10 protein-coding genes, 2 rRNA genes and 1 pseudogene are annotated in these 16411 nt (G+C 43.3%); 6 read left to right on the top strand and 7 right to left on the bottom strand.

The features are described from left to right. Window positions 1–50 precede the first annotated feature (50 nt). Window positions 51–467, bottom strand: coding sequence for a MerC domain-containing protein (locus ABX891_RS01855; protein WP_309169043.1), 417 nt, complete (start codon window positions 465–467; stop codon window positions 51–53). 141 nt (window positions 468–608) lie between these two features. On the opposite strand from ABX891_RS01855, the gene ABX891_RS01850 reads away from it, so the two are divergent. Both ABX891_RS01850 and ABX891_RS01845 read left to right on the top strand, forming a co-directional pair. Beyond that, window positions 609–3020, top strand: a complete 2412-nt coding sequence (locus ABX891_RS01850; RefSeq protein WP_354628792.1) for a TonB-dependent receptor — start codon at window positions 609–611, stop codon at window positions 3018–3020. Between the two features lie 32 nt (window positions 3021–3052). Then, on the top strand, window positions 3053–4432 hold the full coding sequence (locus ABX891_RS01845; RefSeq protein WP_354628791.1) for a 5-methyltetrahydrofolate--homocysteine methyltransferase: 1380 nt from the start codon (window positions 3053–3055) through the stop codon (window positions 4430–4432). A gap of 97 nt (window positions 4433–4529) precedes the next feature. Here the strand turns inward: ABX891_RS01845 and ABX891_RS01840 are convergent, their stop codons facing one another. The 4 genes from ABX891_RS01840 to ABX891_RS01825 form a co-directional block, all read right to left on the bottom strand. Further along, the gene (locus ABX891_RS01840; protein ID WP_354628790.1) at window positions 4530–5831 is read right to left on the bottom strand and encodes a DEAD/DEAH box helicase; all 1302 of its coding nucleotides are present in this window, start codon (window positions 5829–5831) and stop codon (window positions 4530–4532) included. 159 nt (window positions 5832–5990) lie between these two features. Then, a complete protein-coding gene (locus tag ABX891_RS01835; RefSeq protein WP_309167850.1) occupies window positions 5991–7181 on the bottom strand; it encodes an alpha/beta hydrolase-fold protein in 1191 nt (396 codons plus the stop codon). A gap of 112 nt (window positions 7182–7293) precedes the next feature. Then, window positions 7294–9114, bottom strand: coding sequence for a glutamine--fructose-6-phosphate transaminase (isomerizing) (gene glmS, locus ABX891_RS01830; protein WP_309167858.1), 1821 nt, complete (start codon window positions 9112–9114; stop codon window positions 7294–7296). Between the two features lie 46 nt (window positions 9115–9160). After that, window positions 9161–9925, bottom strand: coding sequence for a DeoR/GlpR family DNA-binding transcription regulator (locus ABX891_RS01825; protein WP_024589675.1), 765 nt, complete (start codon window positions 9923–9925; stop codon window positions 9161–9163). A gap of 153 nt (window positions 9926–10078) precedes the next feature. Between ABX891_RS01825 and ABX891_RS01820 the strand changes: the two genes are divergently transcribed. The 4 genes and pseudogenes from ABX891_RS01820 (at window position 10079) to tnpC (ending at window position 12999) form a co-directional block, all read left to right on the top strand. Continuing rightward, window positions 10079–10606: a sugar O-acetyltransferase gene (locus ABX891_RS01820; protein ID WP_354628789.1), complete on the top strand. Its 528-nt coding sequence runs from the start codon at window positions 10079–10081 to the stop codon at window positions 10604–10606. Window positions 10607–10757: 151 nt separating this feature from the next. After that, window positions 10758–11054: an IS66 family insertion sequence element accessory protein TnpA gene (gene tnpA, locus ABX891_RS01815; protein WP_179808287.1), complete on the top strand. Its 297-nt coding sequence runs from the start codon at window positions 10758–10760 to the stop codon at window positions 11052–11054. Then, a complete protein-coding gene (gene tnpB / locus ABX891_RS01810; protein ID WP_024596033.1) occupies window positions 11051–11404 on the top strand; it encodes an IS66 family insertion sequence element accessory protein TnpB in 354 nt (117 codons plus the stop codon). The genes tnpA and tnpB overlap by 4 nt, the downstream gene beginning before the upstream one ends. A gap of 80 nt (window positions 11405–11484) precedes the next feature. Continuing rightward, window positions 11485–12999: pseudogene (tnpC, locus tag ABX891_RS01805) on the top strand (IS66 family transposase). 199 nt (window positions 13000–13198) lie between these two features. Here the strand turns inward: tnpC and rrf are convergent. Beyond that, a 5S ribosomal RNA gene (rrf, locus tag ABX891_RS01800) occupies window positions 13199–13313 on the bottom strand. A 145-nt stretch (window positions 13314–13458) separates the two neighbouring features. After that, window positions 13459–16348 (bottom strand): 23S ribosomal RNA (locus ABX891_RS01795). Window positions 16349–16411: the final 63 nt, after the last annotated feature.

Genomic DNA, 16411 nt, shown 5'->3' with positions numbered 1-16411 from the left:
TCAGTATTAATTTAGCCGACGAAAGCCATACCACCAGCAACAACTAAGCGTTAAACCATTTGATCCAATTTGCTACCTGAACACGGGCATTTTTCGTCATTTTGCTTAAGGCATTGCTGGTAATTAAACCAATGAGCTACAGCAATAAAAGCCGAGCCTATTAAAGTGAGCGCCTTTTCGGCTATTTCATGCCCTAGTAATACTGCGCATATCATAAAGGCTAGCCCTATAACGCCGCAGGCTATATAACGCATAAGTTTATGCTTTTTACAGCCTAAGCTTAATGCCAGTAAACTGGTGGGTAATACCGCTGCAAGAATCCATAAATGAAATTGTTCACTATCTATTTGCAATACAGCAAAGCTTGGTAATAACGCTAAAATAACCGGGGTTGCAAAACAATGTACTGTGCACATTACCGATAACCCAATTGCCACACGATCCATAACACTTTGACTCGACTTCATTATTTCCTCTACTAAATCAGTGTCTCCACTCAAAAACGTTACTCTTAAAGAGACATTTTAATAACATCAGTTAATTGTTGTTGATATATTATAACATTACTCACATAATTGATATAATATAACATCTAATAAGGTAGTCAAATGAAACGTAGATCACAATTAGCTGTTCTCATAGCAGCTTTATTGCCGGCTAGTGTGCTTGCATCCACAATTGAAGGCGTTGTTTTAAACAACAAAGGTAAAGTAGTTACCAATGCAACGGTAGAAGTTGAAGGCTCAGACCTTAAAGTAGCCACCGATAAAAACGGTAAATTTGTAATAACCGAGCTAAAAAATGGCTTAAAAGAGCTTCACGTTGTAGCGCCTGGTTATGCGCATCTCCATCTAGATATAACAATAACGAATGATGAAAACCAATCAGTTACGTTTAATTTAAAGCGCTCACCTATTGAAGTTATTGATATTGAAGCAACCCCTATTCATATGTCGGCAATGGAATCTGCATCGCCTGTTAGTGTTTTATCTGGCGAACAACTAAGGCGCCAACAAGCCGCAACCCTTGGCGATAGCCTTGAAAAACTCCCAGGCGTTAATACAAATTTTCACGGTAAAGTAGCCAGCACACCTATTATTCGTGGCTTAAGCGGCCCGCGTGTACTCATTACTCAAAATGGCCTTGATGTAAGTGATGTATCGCGCGTTGGCCCCGATCACTCTGTTGCATCGGAGGCGTCTACCGCACAACAAATTGAAGTATTACGCGGCCCTGCAACGCTGTTTTATGGCAGTGGCGCAATTGGTGGTGTGGTTAATGTAGTAGATAACCGCGTACCTACCGACAGCACCACGCGTGGTGAATGGAACCTAGAACATAACTCTGTAGATAACCAAAAAGTGGCCTCGTTTAATGCCACCACAGGTACAGACTCTATGGCTTTTTACGCCGATGCATTTTGGCGTGAGGCCGATGACTACGGGGTACCTGTAGCTGCCGATATAGATAGCGACGGTGAAGAGCATCGTGGTGACTACACTGTTGAAAACAGTAATGAAGAGTCTGACGGTTTTACTGTTGGCGCTAGCTATTTAATGGATAACGGCTTTATTGGCTTAGCAGTAGAGCAATTTAATCGTCAATACGGTATTCCGGGTCATACGCACGGCGAGGAAGAAGAGGAAGAACACAACGACGAAGAAGAAAGCGTATTTGCTGATTTAGAGCAAACTAAAGTGCAATTATTAGGTGAGTACAACCTAGATAATAAATGGCTAAACAAAATAAATCTCCGCGCTGGCCATACCGACTACGAACACGCTGAAATTGAGAGCGGCGCTGTTGGCACTACCTTTAAAAACGAAACAAATGAATTACGCATAGACCTATTACATAACCAGTTTAGTGAGTGGAATGGCGGCATTAGCTTTCATTACAAACAAAGCGATGTTGAAGCACAAGGTGAAGAGGCCTTTACGCCTCCATCAGAAACCGAAAGCTTTGCTGTAGCACTAATGGAAGAAAGACACTTTGGTGATTTTTTAGTGCAAGTAGGTGGGCGTATAGAGCGTGTAACCATTGAAGCAGGCGACGTATTACTGCCAAATATTGACGCTCACGCACACGATGAAGCAGAAGAAGCCGACGAGCATGATCATGACCACGAAGAAAGCGCAGAAACCACGCGCGTATTTGACGTAGAGCATGAATTTACACCAATCAGTTTATCGGCAGGCGTAGTATGGGATTTTACACCTAACTATAACTTAGGCCTTTCTGTATCGCGCTCTGAACGTGCGCCTTCTGCCTCTGAATTGTTATCGTTTGGGCCACACATTGGTACTGGCACTTACGAAGTAGGTGCACTATTTGATTTAGATGAAAACGACCATTTGGGTTTATCTGATCAAGCAATTGATTTGGAAACAGCCAATAATATCGATTTAACCATACGTAAAACCCAAGGTGATGTTGGCTTTATTTTAAATGCCTTTTACAACCAAGTAGATAATTACTATTACCAAATAGACACCGGTTTATTCGCCGAAAGTGGCCACGACCATGGCGATGAAGAAGAAGGGGCTGACGAACACGACCATTCATCAGAACTGCCGGTTTATTTATTTAAAACAGACGACGTAATTTTACACGGGTTTGAAGCGCAAATTGCGTGGCAATTAACCGATGAGTTTAAAGTCGATTTATTCTCAGATTACGTTCGTGCACGCCTTAAAGACGGCGGCGATTTACCCCGTACACCACCGCTTCGTTTTGGTAGCGAGTTAAGCTATCAAACAGATAAATTAAGTGCGCATATTCACGTTACTCGCTATCAAAAGCAAGACCGCACAGCCCCACAAGAAACAGCAACAGACGGCTACACATTGGTGGATGCAAGCATCTCTTACGACCTTTCAGTATTAAACCAAGATATGTCTGTTTACCTGCGAGGCACCAACTTAACAGATACAGAAGCACGCGTGCACAGCTCGTTTGTAAAAGATATAGCACCACGTCCAGGGCGTAGCTTTGCGCTAGGTATTCGCGGTTATTTTTAAGCATTAAAAAATTATAATTAAAGGAAATAAACATGAAAAAACTATACAAATTAAAGCTTATTGCACTCGCTATTAGCGCTACATTTATTACGGCCTGTGGCGATGCCCAAACCAACATTGTGGAAAAAGATCCTATTGTTGTAGAGGACGAGCACGACCATGATGATGGCTACACAATTGATTCATTAGGCAGATTAGCTGTGCTTGCAGGCAACAGCAACGAAGCCAGCTTTTATGACCTAGATGACAACTCTCTGCTTGAAACATTTACCCTTACGAATGATTCAAACACGCTGTCGTCATCACCTGATTTTCGTTATGCCGTTATTGCAAGCCGCGCACAAGATTACTTAGGCTTTATTGATGGTGGTTTATGGCGTGAAGATCATGGTGAGCACTTGCATGATTACGAGCAAGGCCCTGCATTTAGTAGCTACGAGCTAACAAGTGGCAGCCGCCCTACACACTTAATGACACACGACGGGCAATTAGCCATATTTTACGATGGCGATGCAGACTCAGGTACGGTTGCCTCTGTTGAAGTATTAACAGATAACAACATAACAAGCGCAACAGCAACACTACCGGGTATTAGCTACGATATTAATATGCACGGTGTAGCAGAGCCTCGCGGTGAGCATTTATTATCAACCATTCGCCGTGATGACAGCGAAAGCACATCGGTTGCTAAAGTATTGCCAGACCAAGTAGCTGTTTATTATTTTCATGATGGTGAATATGAGCTTGAACAAACCTTAGAAGTTACGTGCCCTGATTTACACGGTGCGGCACAAAACCACGACTACGTAGTATTTGGCTGTAGCGATGGTGTGTTATTAACCCACCAGCACGATGATGAATACGAAGCTGAAAAAATAGCGAACATTGCAGCCGTTGGCGATTTACGCATTGGTAGTATTTATGGCCACGAAGATAGCGAGACCTTTATTGGCGTAGCATCTGGCCACGGTGGCGGCGAAGCCGTAATTGTAACTATTAACCCAGCAACAGCACAAATGGAAGAACTAGAATGGCAACTAGCCGATGGCGCAAGTGCTGTATCGTACTCTTTTTCTGCCCATGGCGAGCACTTTTTAATATTAGACAGCTTAGGCTTTTTAAATGTATTTAGCGCACATGACCATGATGGCGAAATGCATTGGGAGCTTGAAGGCCAAATTGATATTACTCAAGCAAACGTAACCACAATGCCCGAAGGAATGAGCTTTAGTATGACAGTGGCGCAAAATGGTCAGTTTGCTTATGTAGCCGACCCTATTGCTCAGCACGTTGTGCAAGTACACCTTGAAGACTTAGAAATTGAAAGTGAGCTAGAGTTAACTTTTCCACCTACAAGCATTACCTGGTTAGGGATTGCACAAGAAATAGAAGATGAAGATCACGACCATTAATTTAAAACTAACGCTTTAAGTTAAAGCCACAAAACAAAAAACCCGTAATTAGGTTTACTAATTACGGGTTTTTACAGCTATTTATTTAGCTCTATTGTTACTTACGGCGCCAGCCACTCCATACATCATCTATATCATCGGCTTTATTTTTTTTCTTTTTCTTGCCTGTGCCTTCTGGTTTTGCCATTGGCTTTTCATTTTTAAGCGCCTCGGCAGCATCAAGATTAGCTTGGTTTACAGCAAAACCGGTTACTTCTTCACGCTCTAAACGTAGTTTGTTTTTCTTCTCGATTATTTTAAAGTGATGCAAATCTTCGTAATCAACCAATGAAAGCGCTAAGCCTACTTCACCAGCACGGCCGCTTCGACCAATACGGTGCATATAATCAGAAGGACTTCGTGGTAGATTAAAGTTTATTACCACTGGCAGCTTTTCAATATCTAAACCACGTGCAGCAATATCGGTTGCGATAAGCACCTCTATTTCGCCGGCTTTAAATTTTTCAATTACACGAGTACGCTCACTTTGGCCTTTATCACCATGGAACACTTGTGCATTCACACCGCGTTTTTCAAGTTTACTGGCTAAATGCTCACAGTCTTTTTTAGCATTTACAAAAATAAGTGCTTGGCGCCATTTATGGATTTTAATTAAATGCGCTAAAACCGTGGTTTTTTCGCCTTTATTTACCGTAAACACGCGTTGAACAAGTGTGCTTTCATCTTTATTTTGTACTTGTATTTCAACAGGATTAGTTAACAGTTCTTGCGTTAATTGAGTGACTTGCTCTGGGAAGGTCGCTGAAAACAACATGGTTTGTTTTTTAGCAGGCATTAACGCTAAAAGATCAGCCAGCTCTTCGGTAAAGCCAAGGCTTAGCATACGGTCGGCTTCATCAAGCACTAAGGTCGTCACTTTATCGAGCTTAATAGCATTGCTTGAGATTAAATCAAGCAAACGACCAGGTGTTGCCACAATAATATCGGCGCCGCCGCGCAGTGCCTGCATTTGTGTATTAACCGATACACCACCAAACACCGCAACCGTTTTAATCGCGCCATTAAAATTTGCAGAATACGATTTAACGCTATCGGCCACTTGCGTAGCAAGCTCACGCGTCGGTACTAAAATAAGCCCCGTTACAAAATTACCTTTGCTGGCAGTATTTTTAGCGCCCTGCTCTAAAAATAGGGTTTGTAGCATAGGTAAAGCAAACGTCGCTGTTTTACCTGAGCCAGTATTTGCCCCCGCAATTAAGTCACTTCCCGTCAAAATACTCGGAATTGCTTGTGCCTGAATAGGTGTAGGTTGTGTGTATTCAAGATCAGACAATCGAGCAATTAGCTCTGGAATTAGGCCAAGTTCTTTGAAATTACTAGGATTTGCGGCTGAGGTCATAAAATTTGCGGGCTCATTACTAAAATAGCCTGCAATTTTAGCGTATTTATTACCCGTTAAGTAGGGGTTAGTGATTTTAATGTGGTTTTAGAAAAAGAGAAAAGCTGTTACTCCCTTTTCTCTTTAAATATATAACAATCGAGTTGGATTAAAAAGTGGTTATGTTTCGTCTTTGCCTAAAGCTATTTGTAGTCTAGCTTTTGTTTCTTTTAAGTAATTTATATAAGGGTATGAGTCATCTGCAATTGCTAGAGCAGATTCCATATTTTCAAGCGCTTGACGAGTATCCCCCTGCATTTCATAGCCATAAGATAAGGCTGAAAGCGCATCGACTGATTTTGGGTAGTTTTTTATATTGTACTTAAACACCTCTATAGCGCGGGTAAACTGCTTGCTGCCCGTTAAGTTATAACCGAGTGATCTAACAGCGCGGTCTGGTGGCGCAACCTGCTCGCCCCATTGTTGAGATAAGTTTTGATAATAAGCATCAATAGAGGCTACATCGTCAGTTAAATCACTTATGGGCATTTGTTTAGGCAAAAATAAGTTGTGATAGGCATTAAATGCACCAGCAACGGAAGTCAGGTTATGCGAGACACCGTCAAACGCATTACTAAAGAAGCGTAGCTCTCGCACTTTATGCGATTGCAGTGATTGCTGTAATTCATCGTATCTTTCACGCATTATGCCGGCTTCTTCGCCAATATTAATGTAAACATAGTTACTTAGGTCTTGTGATTTATTAATAAACGCCTTAGCTGCTTTTACCGGTGCGCCATAGTTCCACCAAACGGCAGGGCTGTAAGCAATATGCGCTTGGAAAAGCTCTGGGTTAGCTTGCATAGTATAAAGTGCAAACACGCCTGCTGCTGAGCCCCCAGCAATCACATTAAAGTGATGCGTGCGGTAGTTTTTATTAATCAAGGGCATAAGTTCTTGCTCAATAAATGCTAAAAACGTTGCTGCACCACCCCCTTCACCTACCGGGCCTTGTGGCTCTTTATTCACTGTGGGGTATAAATCTCTTAAGCGATTGGTACTTTCAATAGCGACAATAATAACCTCTGGCGCACGATTATCATTTTGCAAACGCTCCATCACTGCACTTATAAGCGGTATGTTACCCGCGCCATCAAGGCGATAGATGACCGGATAAACTTTGTTTGGCTCAGCTTGATAGCTTTTTGGTAATTGAACGACAACTGTGCGCTCTTCGTTTAAAACAGCCGATTTAATAGTGTGTGTTTGTTGCGTATAGCTAATGGTTTGCTGTTTTAAATCAGGCTCTGCAAGTGTGTTATTAGAAACTATAAATAAGCTACATATAAAAATAGCAGTGAATAAACGCATAGCTAATCCTTTAGAAAATAGTGTGTTATTTAATCTAACAGGCTTTGAGGTACAAAAAAAGGCGCATCGAGCGCCTTTTTAGTTTTAACTAATAAATAATAACCTATTGATTTTACTCAACCGTAACAGATTTAGCTAAGTTACGAGGTTGGTCAACGTCAGTACCTTTAATTACCGCTACGTAGTACGACAGTAACTGTAATGGCAGTGTGTAAACAATTGGCGCAATAATGTCGTCAGTGTGGTTTACGTTGATAACACGCATTGTGTCGTCTGACTCAAAGTGTGAATCTTTATCTGCGAATACGTAAATAATGCCGCCACGTGCGCGTACTTCTTCTACGTTTGATTTAAGCTTTTCTAATAACTCATTGTTTGGTGCTACAACAATAATTGGCATGTCAGCATCAATAAGTGCGAGTGGGCCATGTTTTAGCTCGCCCGCTGCGTAGGCTTCTGCGTGAATGTAAGAAATCTCTTTAAGTTTAAGCGCACCTTCCATCGCGATTGGGTATTGCGAGCCACGACCTAAAAACAGTGAGTGATGCTTGTCGGCAAATTCTTCTGCAAGGTCTGCAATGCCATCTGCAAGCAGTAATGTTTCTTCAAGCTTAGCAGGTAGTACTTTTATAGCATTTACAATAGCACTTTGATCAAGCTGTTTTTCTTGAGCAATGGACGCAGTAAGCATTAACAAACCAACTAATTGCGTTGTAAATGCTTTAGTAGAAGCCACGCCTATTTCAGCGCCAGCTTTGGTCATAAAGGCAAGGTCTGATTCGCGTACAAGCGATGAACCAGGTACGTTACAAATGGTCATTGAGGCCATGTAACCTTGCTCTTTAGCTAGGCGTAATGCAGCTAGCGTATCGGCAGTTTCACCCGATTGTGAAATAGTAACAAGTAAGCTATTTTCATGAACAAACGACTGACGGTATCTAAATTCAGAAGCTATTTCTACATTACAGCTAACGCCTGCAAATTGCTCAAGCCAATAACGTGCAACCATACCTGAATGGTAAGACGTGCCACAGGCAATAATTTGCACGTGTTTTACGTCTTTAAATATTTGCTGAGCGCTTTCGCCAAACGCATCAATTGCTACGCGATCGTCGTTTAAACGCCCTTCAAGGGTATTACGTACCGCAAGGGGCTGCTCGTAAATTTCTTTTAGCATGTAGTGGCGGTAGTCGCCTTTGCCTGATGCATCTTGTGTGATGTTTGATTCAATCACTTCGCGCTCTACAGCGTCGCCATTTTCATCAAAGATTTCAACAGTGTCACGTGTAATGCGGGCTACGTCGCCTTCTTCTAAAAAGATGAAGCTACGAGTAACTGGTAATAGTGCTAACTGATCAGAGGCAATAAAGTTCTCGCCAAGGCCTAAACCAATAACAAGAGGGCTACCTGAACGTGCTACGATAATTTCGTTGTCGTTGTCTTTATCAAATACAACCGTGCCAAATGCACCTTCAAATTGCTTAACAGCTGCCTGTACTGCAGCAAGTAAACTAGTGTGCTGCTTACGAAGCTTATGAATTAAGTGCACCATTACTTCGGTATCGGTTTCAGATAGGAACTCGTAACCTTCTTCTTTAAGCGATGCGCGCAGGCTTGCGTGGTTTTCAATTATACCGTTATGAACAAGTGCTAACTGATTGTTTGATACATGCGGGTGTGCGTTTTCTTCTGTAACGCTACCGTGAGTTGCCCAGCGTGTGTGTGCAATACCTGTATGACCGCTAACGCCTGCTTTCTCAAGTGCAGCTTCTACGTTTACTACTTTACCTACTGCTTTAACAGTATTAAGTGTGTTGCCATCAAGCAATGCTACGCCTGCTGAATCATAACCACGGTATTCAAGACGTTTAAGGCCTTCAACTAAAATTTTGTTTACTGGACGTTCTGCAACTGCCCCAACTATTCCACACATAGTGTCTCCATTAATTTTTTAATTCTAGTAACTCACTTTGTAGTTACTATTCAATAATCTCTGCGCAAATTAGTTTTACACCACACGCCTCAATTGCTTTGCGTTTTTCGTCTGCTAAGCCATTGTCGGTTATTAATGTGGTTACTATTTTCCACGGTAATTCTAAATTTGGTATTTTTCGGCCAATCTTATCTGATTCAACCATTACAATTACTTCACGAGCGGCTTTTGCCATAACTTGGCTTAAACCAACTAGCTCATTAAAGGTAGTAGTACCACGCTTTACATCTATGCCGTCAGCGCCAATAAATAGCTGATCAAAGTCGTAAGAACATAATACATTTTCGGCAACTTGCCCCTGAAATGACTCAGAATGTGGATCCCACGTTCCGCCGGTCATTAAAAGTGTCGGCTCGTTCTCGAGTGCTAATAAACGACTCGCTACTTTAATAGCGTTGGTCATAACAACTAGCCCACGCTTATCAGCAAGCTCAGGGATCATAGCTGCTGTGGTACGCCCGCTATCAATAATAATGCGGTTATGATCTTTTATAAGTTTTGCTGCAGCTTTTGCTATTGCGACTTTGCGCTTTGAATCTACTTCATCGCTAACAATTTCTTTAGGTAGTGCAATAGCACCACCGTAGCGGCGAAGTAATAAGCCACTTTTTTCAAGCGAGGTTAAATCTTTTCGAATGGTTACTTCAGATGTTTGAAACTGCTGTGCTAACTTTTCAACGGCTACTTCACCTAATTCATTAACTTGAACCAGTATATTGTGACGACGCTGCTGTGTGTTTCGTTTAGTCATAGAGCTCGTGAATTAAGTTTCGTTTCGAAAGTTATGCAATTTTAAACGAAACTAGTTAAATGGCAAGTGAACGAACAAAAATAAAGCAGCTTTAAACAAGTAATAATATAGGTAAAATACACTCAGCAATAATTAACCTAATTAAAGACCTTAATGCAGCCATTTAATAGCATAAATAAAGAGCTTTTAGCCCTACGTAAACAAACAGGCGAAGTATGTCGTCTATTCAATAAAAGCCCCAGCAAAGGCAATTTAAAACGTATTAAAGAATTGCTCGCTCAATGCGGTGAAGGGGTAATTATAGAATCAGGTTTTCATTGCGATTACGGCAATCAAATCGTTATTGGTGATCGTACTTTTATGAATATTAATTGCACACTTCTCGACTCGCCATTAGCCAATCACTCAATCACCATTGGTGATGACTGCTTAATAGGCCCGAACGTTCAGCTTTTAGCTGTGTCACATGCTACTAATCCAGCAGAAAGGCTTAATAAGGAAAACTTTGCAGCCCCTATCGCGTTAGGCAATAACGTATGGATTGGCGCAGGCGCTATTATTTTAGCGGGTGTGAGTATTGGTGAAAATAGTATTGTGGGTGCAGGATCTGTAGTAACTAAAAATGTAATGCCTAATACCGCAGTAGCGGGTAATCCAGCTCGTGAAATAAGAACACTATAGCTATTACCGATGTGATTTTAATGTCGGGAGTCGCTACGCTCGCCCTACCTACGTGATGGGTGTTGCTGTGGGAGGTGAGCGTCCGAGCAACGACACCTAGCAGAGTGGATTTAATTAATTGAAAATACCGTCAGTTTCTACTGGAGGTATTATGCAAAAAAGAACCCTTAATGACTGGCAAAAATTGATTGAGCAGCAACAAACCAGCGGCTTATCTATTGTCGCATTTTGTAAAGAAAACATGTTACCCACTTCAAACTTTTATAAATATCGGTCTAAGTTACAAGACGCTGCAAAAGCACCTAAATTGGTGAAAGTGCAAAACAAAGCCATTTCCCATAAAGTGAATGCCTCAATCACGTTATCTCATGGTGAAACTCATTTAACTATACCAACCTCATCTGAGCCTACATGGGTGGCTAATTTAATAAAGGCGCTGCAAGCATGAACATGTTTATTGATGTGCCCGACGTGTACCTTTGCAATCAGTTTGTCGACTTCAGAAAATCCATTAATGGCTTAGCGGCCATTGTTGAAAGTGAACTCGAACTGTCAGTGCTATCCGGTGCCGTGTTTGTTTTTTGTAATAAAAGCCGAGATAAGCTGAAGATATTGTATTGGGATAACACAGGCTTTGCCCTGTGGTATAAACGCCTCGATAAGCACAAATTTAAATGGCCGAAAAACCTCAGCGCCGACACCCTAAACTTAACCGAGCAACAATTACACTGGTTATTATCTGGGTATGATGTCATAGGGCATCAACAAATCAACATCGAAAACGCTAGCATTATTTAGATCGTCGCGGGATCAATATTAACCATCGCATTAAGCTAGTTTACGGTAAAAAACATTATAAAATAGAAGGATGAATATTGATGTTAACTGCCTTCCAGACGATCCGGCGTTGCTTAAAAAGCTGCTGGGCAGAGCACGCTGAAAAATTAGCGCAAGCGACTGCAAGAAACCGGTATCTAGAGGAACAATTCCGCCTAGCGCAACAAAAACAATTTGGTAAAAGTGCCGAAGTCTTTGACGCACAAGGTGAATTGTTTAATGAAGCCGAAGACATCATTGAGCAACCTGATGAGCTTGCTACGCAAGAGATTAGCTACACTCGCAAAACACCAAAGCACAAACCATTACCCAAAGACTTACCCCGTGAGCAAGTGATTCATGACATTGCCGAAGAAGACAAGTTGTGTAACTGCTGTGGTAATGAGTTGCATAAAATGGGTGAAGACGTCAGCGAAAAGCTCGACTTCGTCCCCGCAAAGATAAAAGTCATTGAGCATATTCGCCCAAAGTACGCGTGTCGTGAATGTGATAAGTCAGGGTCGAATAACAGTATTAAACAAGCCAAGATGCCAAACATGGCCATCAACAAAGGCATGGCCACGTCCAGTTTGTTAAGTCAAATCATCACCAGCAAATATCAATATGCACTGCCACTGCACAGACAAGAGTCGATGTTCAAGCAATACGGCATTAAGCTTAGCCGTAAAACCATGAGTGACTGGGTACTCGCATCCGCTACCTTGTTTGAACCGCTGATACAACGACTGAAACACGCGTTACATAAACAGCCTGCGATACATGCCGATGAAACGACGGTCAATGTGGTCAACGCCGACAAAGTAAAAAGTTACATGTGACTATATTGTACCGGCACGGATTCGCCATCGGCTATAAATAAACACAACCCAATACCAAACATTGTGCTTTACGACTATCAAAACAGTCGGGCAGCTTCCTGTGTGGTTAATTATCTGGATGGCTATTCGGGCTATTTACAGGTTGATGGTTATCAAGCGTATGCACAAACGCAATCAACACTCGTTGGTTGCTGGGCCCATGCACGTCGTAAATTTATAGAAGCAAAACACGTGCAGGGTAAAAACAAGACAGGCAAAGCCGACGTAGTCTTGAGTCTTATTCAAAAACTGTACGGCATTGAATCAAAACTCAACGATAAAACACCAGAACAAAAGCATGAAATAAGGCAAGAGCAAGCGAAACCTATTATCGATAAACTGCATAAATGGCTAGAGCAAAACCAGCCACGTTTAGTCGGGAAAACCAAGTTAGCAGAGGCAGCAACCTATCTCGCTAATCAATGGCATAAACTTATAGTTTACCTTGAAAATGGTCAGCTTAATATCGACAATAACCGCGCCGAGCGTGCTATCAAACCATTTGTTATTGGCCGTAAGAACTGGATGTTTAGCCAAACCTCACGCGGCGCAATAGCAAGCGCTCACCTATACAGCATCATCGAAACTGCAAGATCCAACGGCTTAACGCCATTTGATTACATCATGCATTGCCTCGATGAGCTTTGTCAGCCTGAGCCAGACATAGAACAATTATTGCCTTGGAATATCAATATCTAGGTGATGATCACCGGACGTTTACTTTGAAGCCTGGTAATGTCCTACTTTCACATAGCAAATGCTACACTATCGTTGGCCGGGGCTCGCCTTCGAGCTGTTTTGTTTCACTGCTGAGTGCGGTTTGGGCTCTTGGCTATTTACTAAATCCCATAAAGCAAAAAACCCGTCACATTGCTGTAACGGGTTTCTCTTATTTGAAGCCTGGTAATGTCCTACTTTCACATAGCAAATGCTACACTATCATCGGCGCTGTTTCGTTTCACTACTGAGTTCGGCATGGAGTCAGGTGGGTCCAAAACGCTATTGTCACCAAGCAAATTTGGGCGTTAATTCGTATCTCTACGCATTAACTGAATTTGGAAAATATCTGATAATATTTTTTAAGTCTTTCTAAGTAATATCTACTTTAGTTATATTAACTTCTGTCTAAACTATCACATAAAACGCGTTTGGCGTTGTATGGTTAAGCCTCACGGGTAATTAGTACAAGTTAGCTTAATGGCTCACACCACTTCCACATCTTGCCTATCAACGTTGTAGTCTTCAACGGCCCTTCAGAGACTTTAAAAGTCTAGTGAGAACTCATCTCGAGGCCTGCTTCGCGCTTAGATGCTTTCAGCGCTTATCAGTTCCGAACGTAGCTACCGGGCAATGCCATTGGCATGACAACCCGAACACCAGCGGTTCGTTCACTCCGGTCCTCTCGTACTAGGAGCAACCCCTCTCAATTCTCAAACGCCCACGGCAGATAGGGACCGAACTGTCTCACGACGTTCTAAACCCAGCTCGCGTACCACTTTAAATGGCGAACAGCCATACCCTTGGGACCGACTTCAGCCCCAGGATGTGATGAGCCGACATCGAGGTGCCAAACACCGCCGTCGATATGAACTCTTGGGCGGTATCAGCCTGTTATCCCCGGAGTACCTTTTATCCGTTGAGCGATGGCCCTTCCATTCAGAACCACCGGATCACTATGACCTACTTTCGTACCTGCTCGACGTGTCTGTCTCGCAGTTAAGCTGGCTTCTACCATTACACTAACCGTACGATGTCCGACCGTACTTAGCCAACCTTCGTGCTCCTCCGTTACTCTTTAGGAGGAGACCGCCCCAGTCAAACTACCCACCAGGCACTGTCCGTAACCCCGATTCAGGGGCCAACGTTAGAACATCAAAACTACAAGGGTGGTATTTCAAGGACGACTCCACAACAACTAGCGTCGCTGCTTCAAAGTCTCCCACCTATCCTACACATGTAGGTTCAATGTTCAGTGCCAAGCTGTAGTAAAGGTTCACGGGGTCTTTCCGTCTAGCCGCGGGTACACAGCATCTTCACTGCGATTTCAATTTCACTGAGTCTCGGGTGGAGACAGCGTGGCCATGGTTACACCATTCGTGCAGGTCGGAACTTACCCGACAAGGAATTTCGCTACCTTAGGACCGTTATAGTTACGGCCGCCGTTTACCGGGGCTTCGATCAAGAGCTTCTCCCTAAGGATAACCCCATCAATTAACCTTCCGGCACCGGGCAGGTGTCACACCGTATACGTCATCTTGCGATTTTGCACAGTGCTGTGTTTTTAATAAACAGTCCCAGCCACCTGGTCACTGCGGCTCCCGTCCGCTTAGAGAGCAAGTCTCATCACAGATAGGAGCGTACCTTCTCCCGAAGTTACGGTACGATTTTGCCTAGTTCCTTCACCCGAGTTCTCTCAAGCGCCTTAGTATTCTCTACCTGACCACCTGTGTCGGTTTGGGGTACGATTCCATATAATCTGAAGCTTAGAGGCTTTTCCTGGAAGTATGGCATCAACAACTTCATCACCTTAGTGACTCGTCTCGTGTCTCAGTCTTAATAGCAACCCGGATTTACCTAAGTCGCCAACCTACTCACTTTCACATGGACTACCAACGCCATGCTTGTTTAGCCTGCTCCGTCCCCCCATCGCAATTATATCGAGTACAGAAATATTAATCTGTTTCCCATCGACTACGCCTTTCGGCCTCGCCTTAGGGGTCGACTTACCCTACCCTGATTAACATGGGATAGGAACCCTTGGTCTTCCGGCGTGGGAGTTTTTCACTCCCATTATCGTTACTCATGTCAGCATTCGCACTTCTGATACGTCCAGCATACCTCCCGGTACACCTTCAACCGCTTACAGAACGCTCCCCTACCACTCAGAATAAATTCTGAATCCGCAGCTTCGGTGCATAGTTTAGCCCCGTTACATCTTCCGCGCAGACCGACTCGACCAGTGAGCTATTACGCTTTCTTTAAAGGATGGCTGCTTCTAAGCCAACCTCCTGGCTGTCTGGGCCTTTCCACATCGTTTCCCACTTAACTATGACTTTGGGACCTTAGCTGGCGGTCTGGGTTGTTTCCCTCTTCACGACGGACGTTAGCACCCGCCGTGTGTCTCCCGGATATTACTTTACGGTATTCGGAGTTTGCAAAGGGTTGGTAAGTCGGGATGACCCCCTAGCCTTAACAGTGCTCTACCCCCGTAAGTATTCGTCCGAGGCTCTACCTAAATAGATTTCGGGGAGAACCAGCTATCTCCCGGTTTGATTAGCCTTTCACTCCTAGCCACAGGTCATCCCCTAACTTTTCAACGTTAGTGGGTTCGGTCCTCCAGTTGATGTTACTCAACCTTCAACCTGCCCATGGCTAGATCACCGGGTTTCGGGTCTATACCTTGCAACTAGTCGCCCAGTTAAGACTCGGTTTCCCTACGGCTACCCTATTCGGTTAACCTCGCTACAAAATATAAGTCGCTGACCCATTATACAAAAGGTACGCAGTCACCCAACAAGTGGGCTCCTACTGCTTGTACGTACACGGTTTCAGGTTCTATTTCACTCCCCTCACAGGGGTTCTTTTCGCCTTTCCCTCACGGTACTGGTTCACTATCGGTCAGTTGGGAGTATTTAGCCTTAGATGATGGTCCACCTATATTCAGTCAAAGTTTCACGTGCTCCGACCTACTCGATTTCACTTAAAATGTCTTTTCATGTACGGGACTATCACCCTGTATCGTGGCACTTTCCAGAGCCTTCCATTAACACATAATAAGCTTAAGGGCTGTTCCGATTTCGCTCGCCGCTACTTTCGGAATCTCGGTTGATTTCTTTTCCTACGGGTACTTAGATGTTTCAGTTCTCCGCGTTCGCCTCGTTAACCTATGTATTCAGTTAACGATACCTGCAAGCAGGTGGGTTTCCCCATTCGGAAATCCTAGTCTCAAGCGCTTTTTACTAGCTTGACTAGGCTTATCGCAAGTTAATACGTCCTTCATCGCCTCCAACTGCCAAGGCATCCACCGTGTACGCTTAGTCACTTAACCATACAACCCAAACGGGTCTTTGTTTTGTGACAGTTTAACTTCGCCAGAAGTCAATATTGAATA

The organism is Pseudoalteromonas sp. NCIMB 1079 (assembly GCF_040567695.1).
Taxonomy (GTDB): domain Bacteria; phylum Pseudomonadota; class Gammaproteobacteria; order Enterobacterales; family Alteromonadaceae; genus Pseudoalteromonas; species Pseudoalteromonas distincta.
Note: the sequence above shows the minus strand (reverse complement) of the source record. Positions and strands in the feature narration are given on the sequence as shown.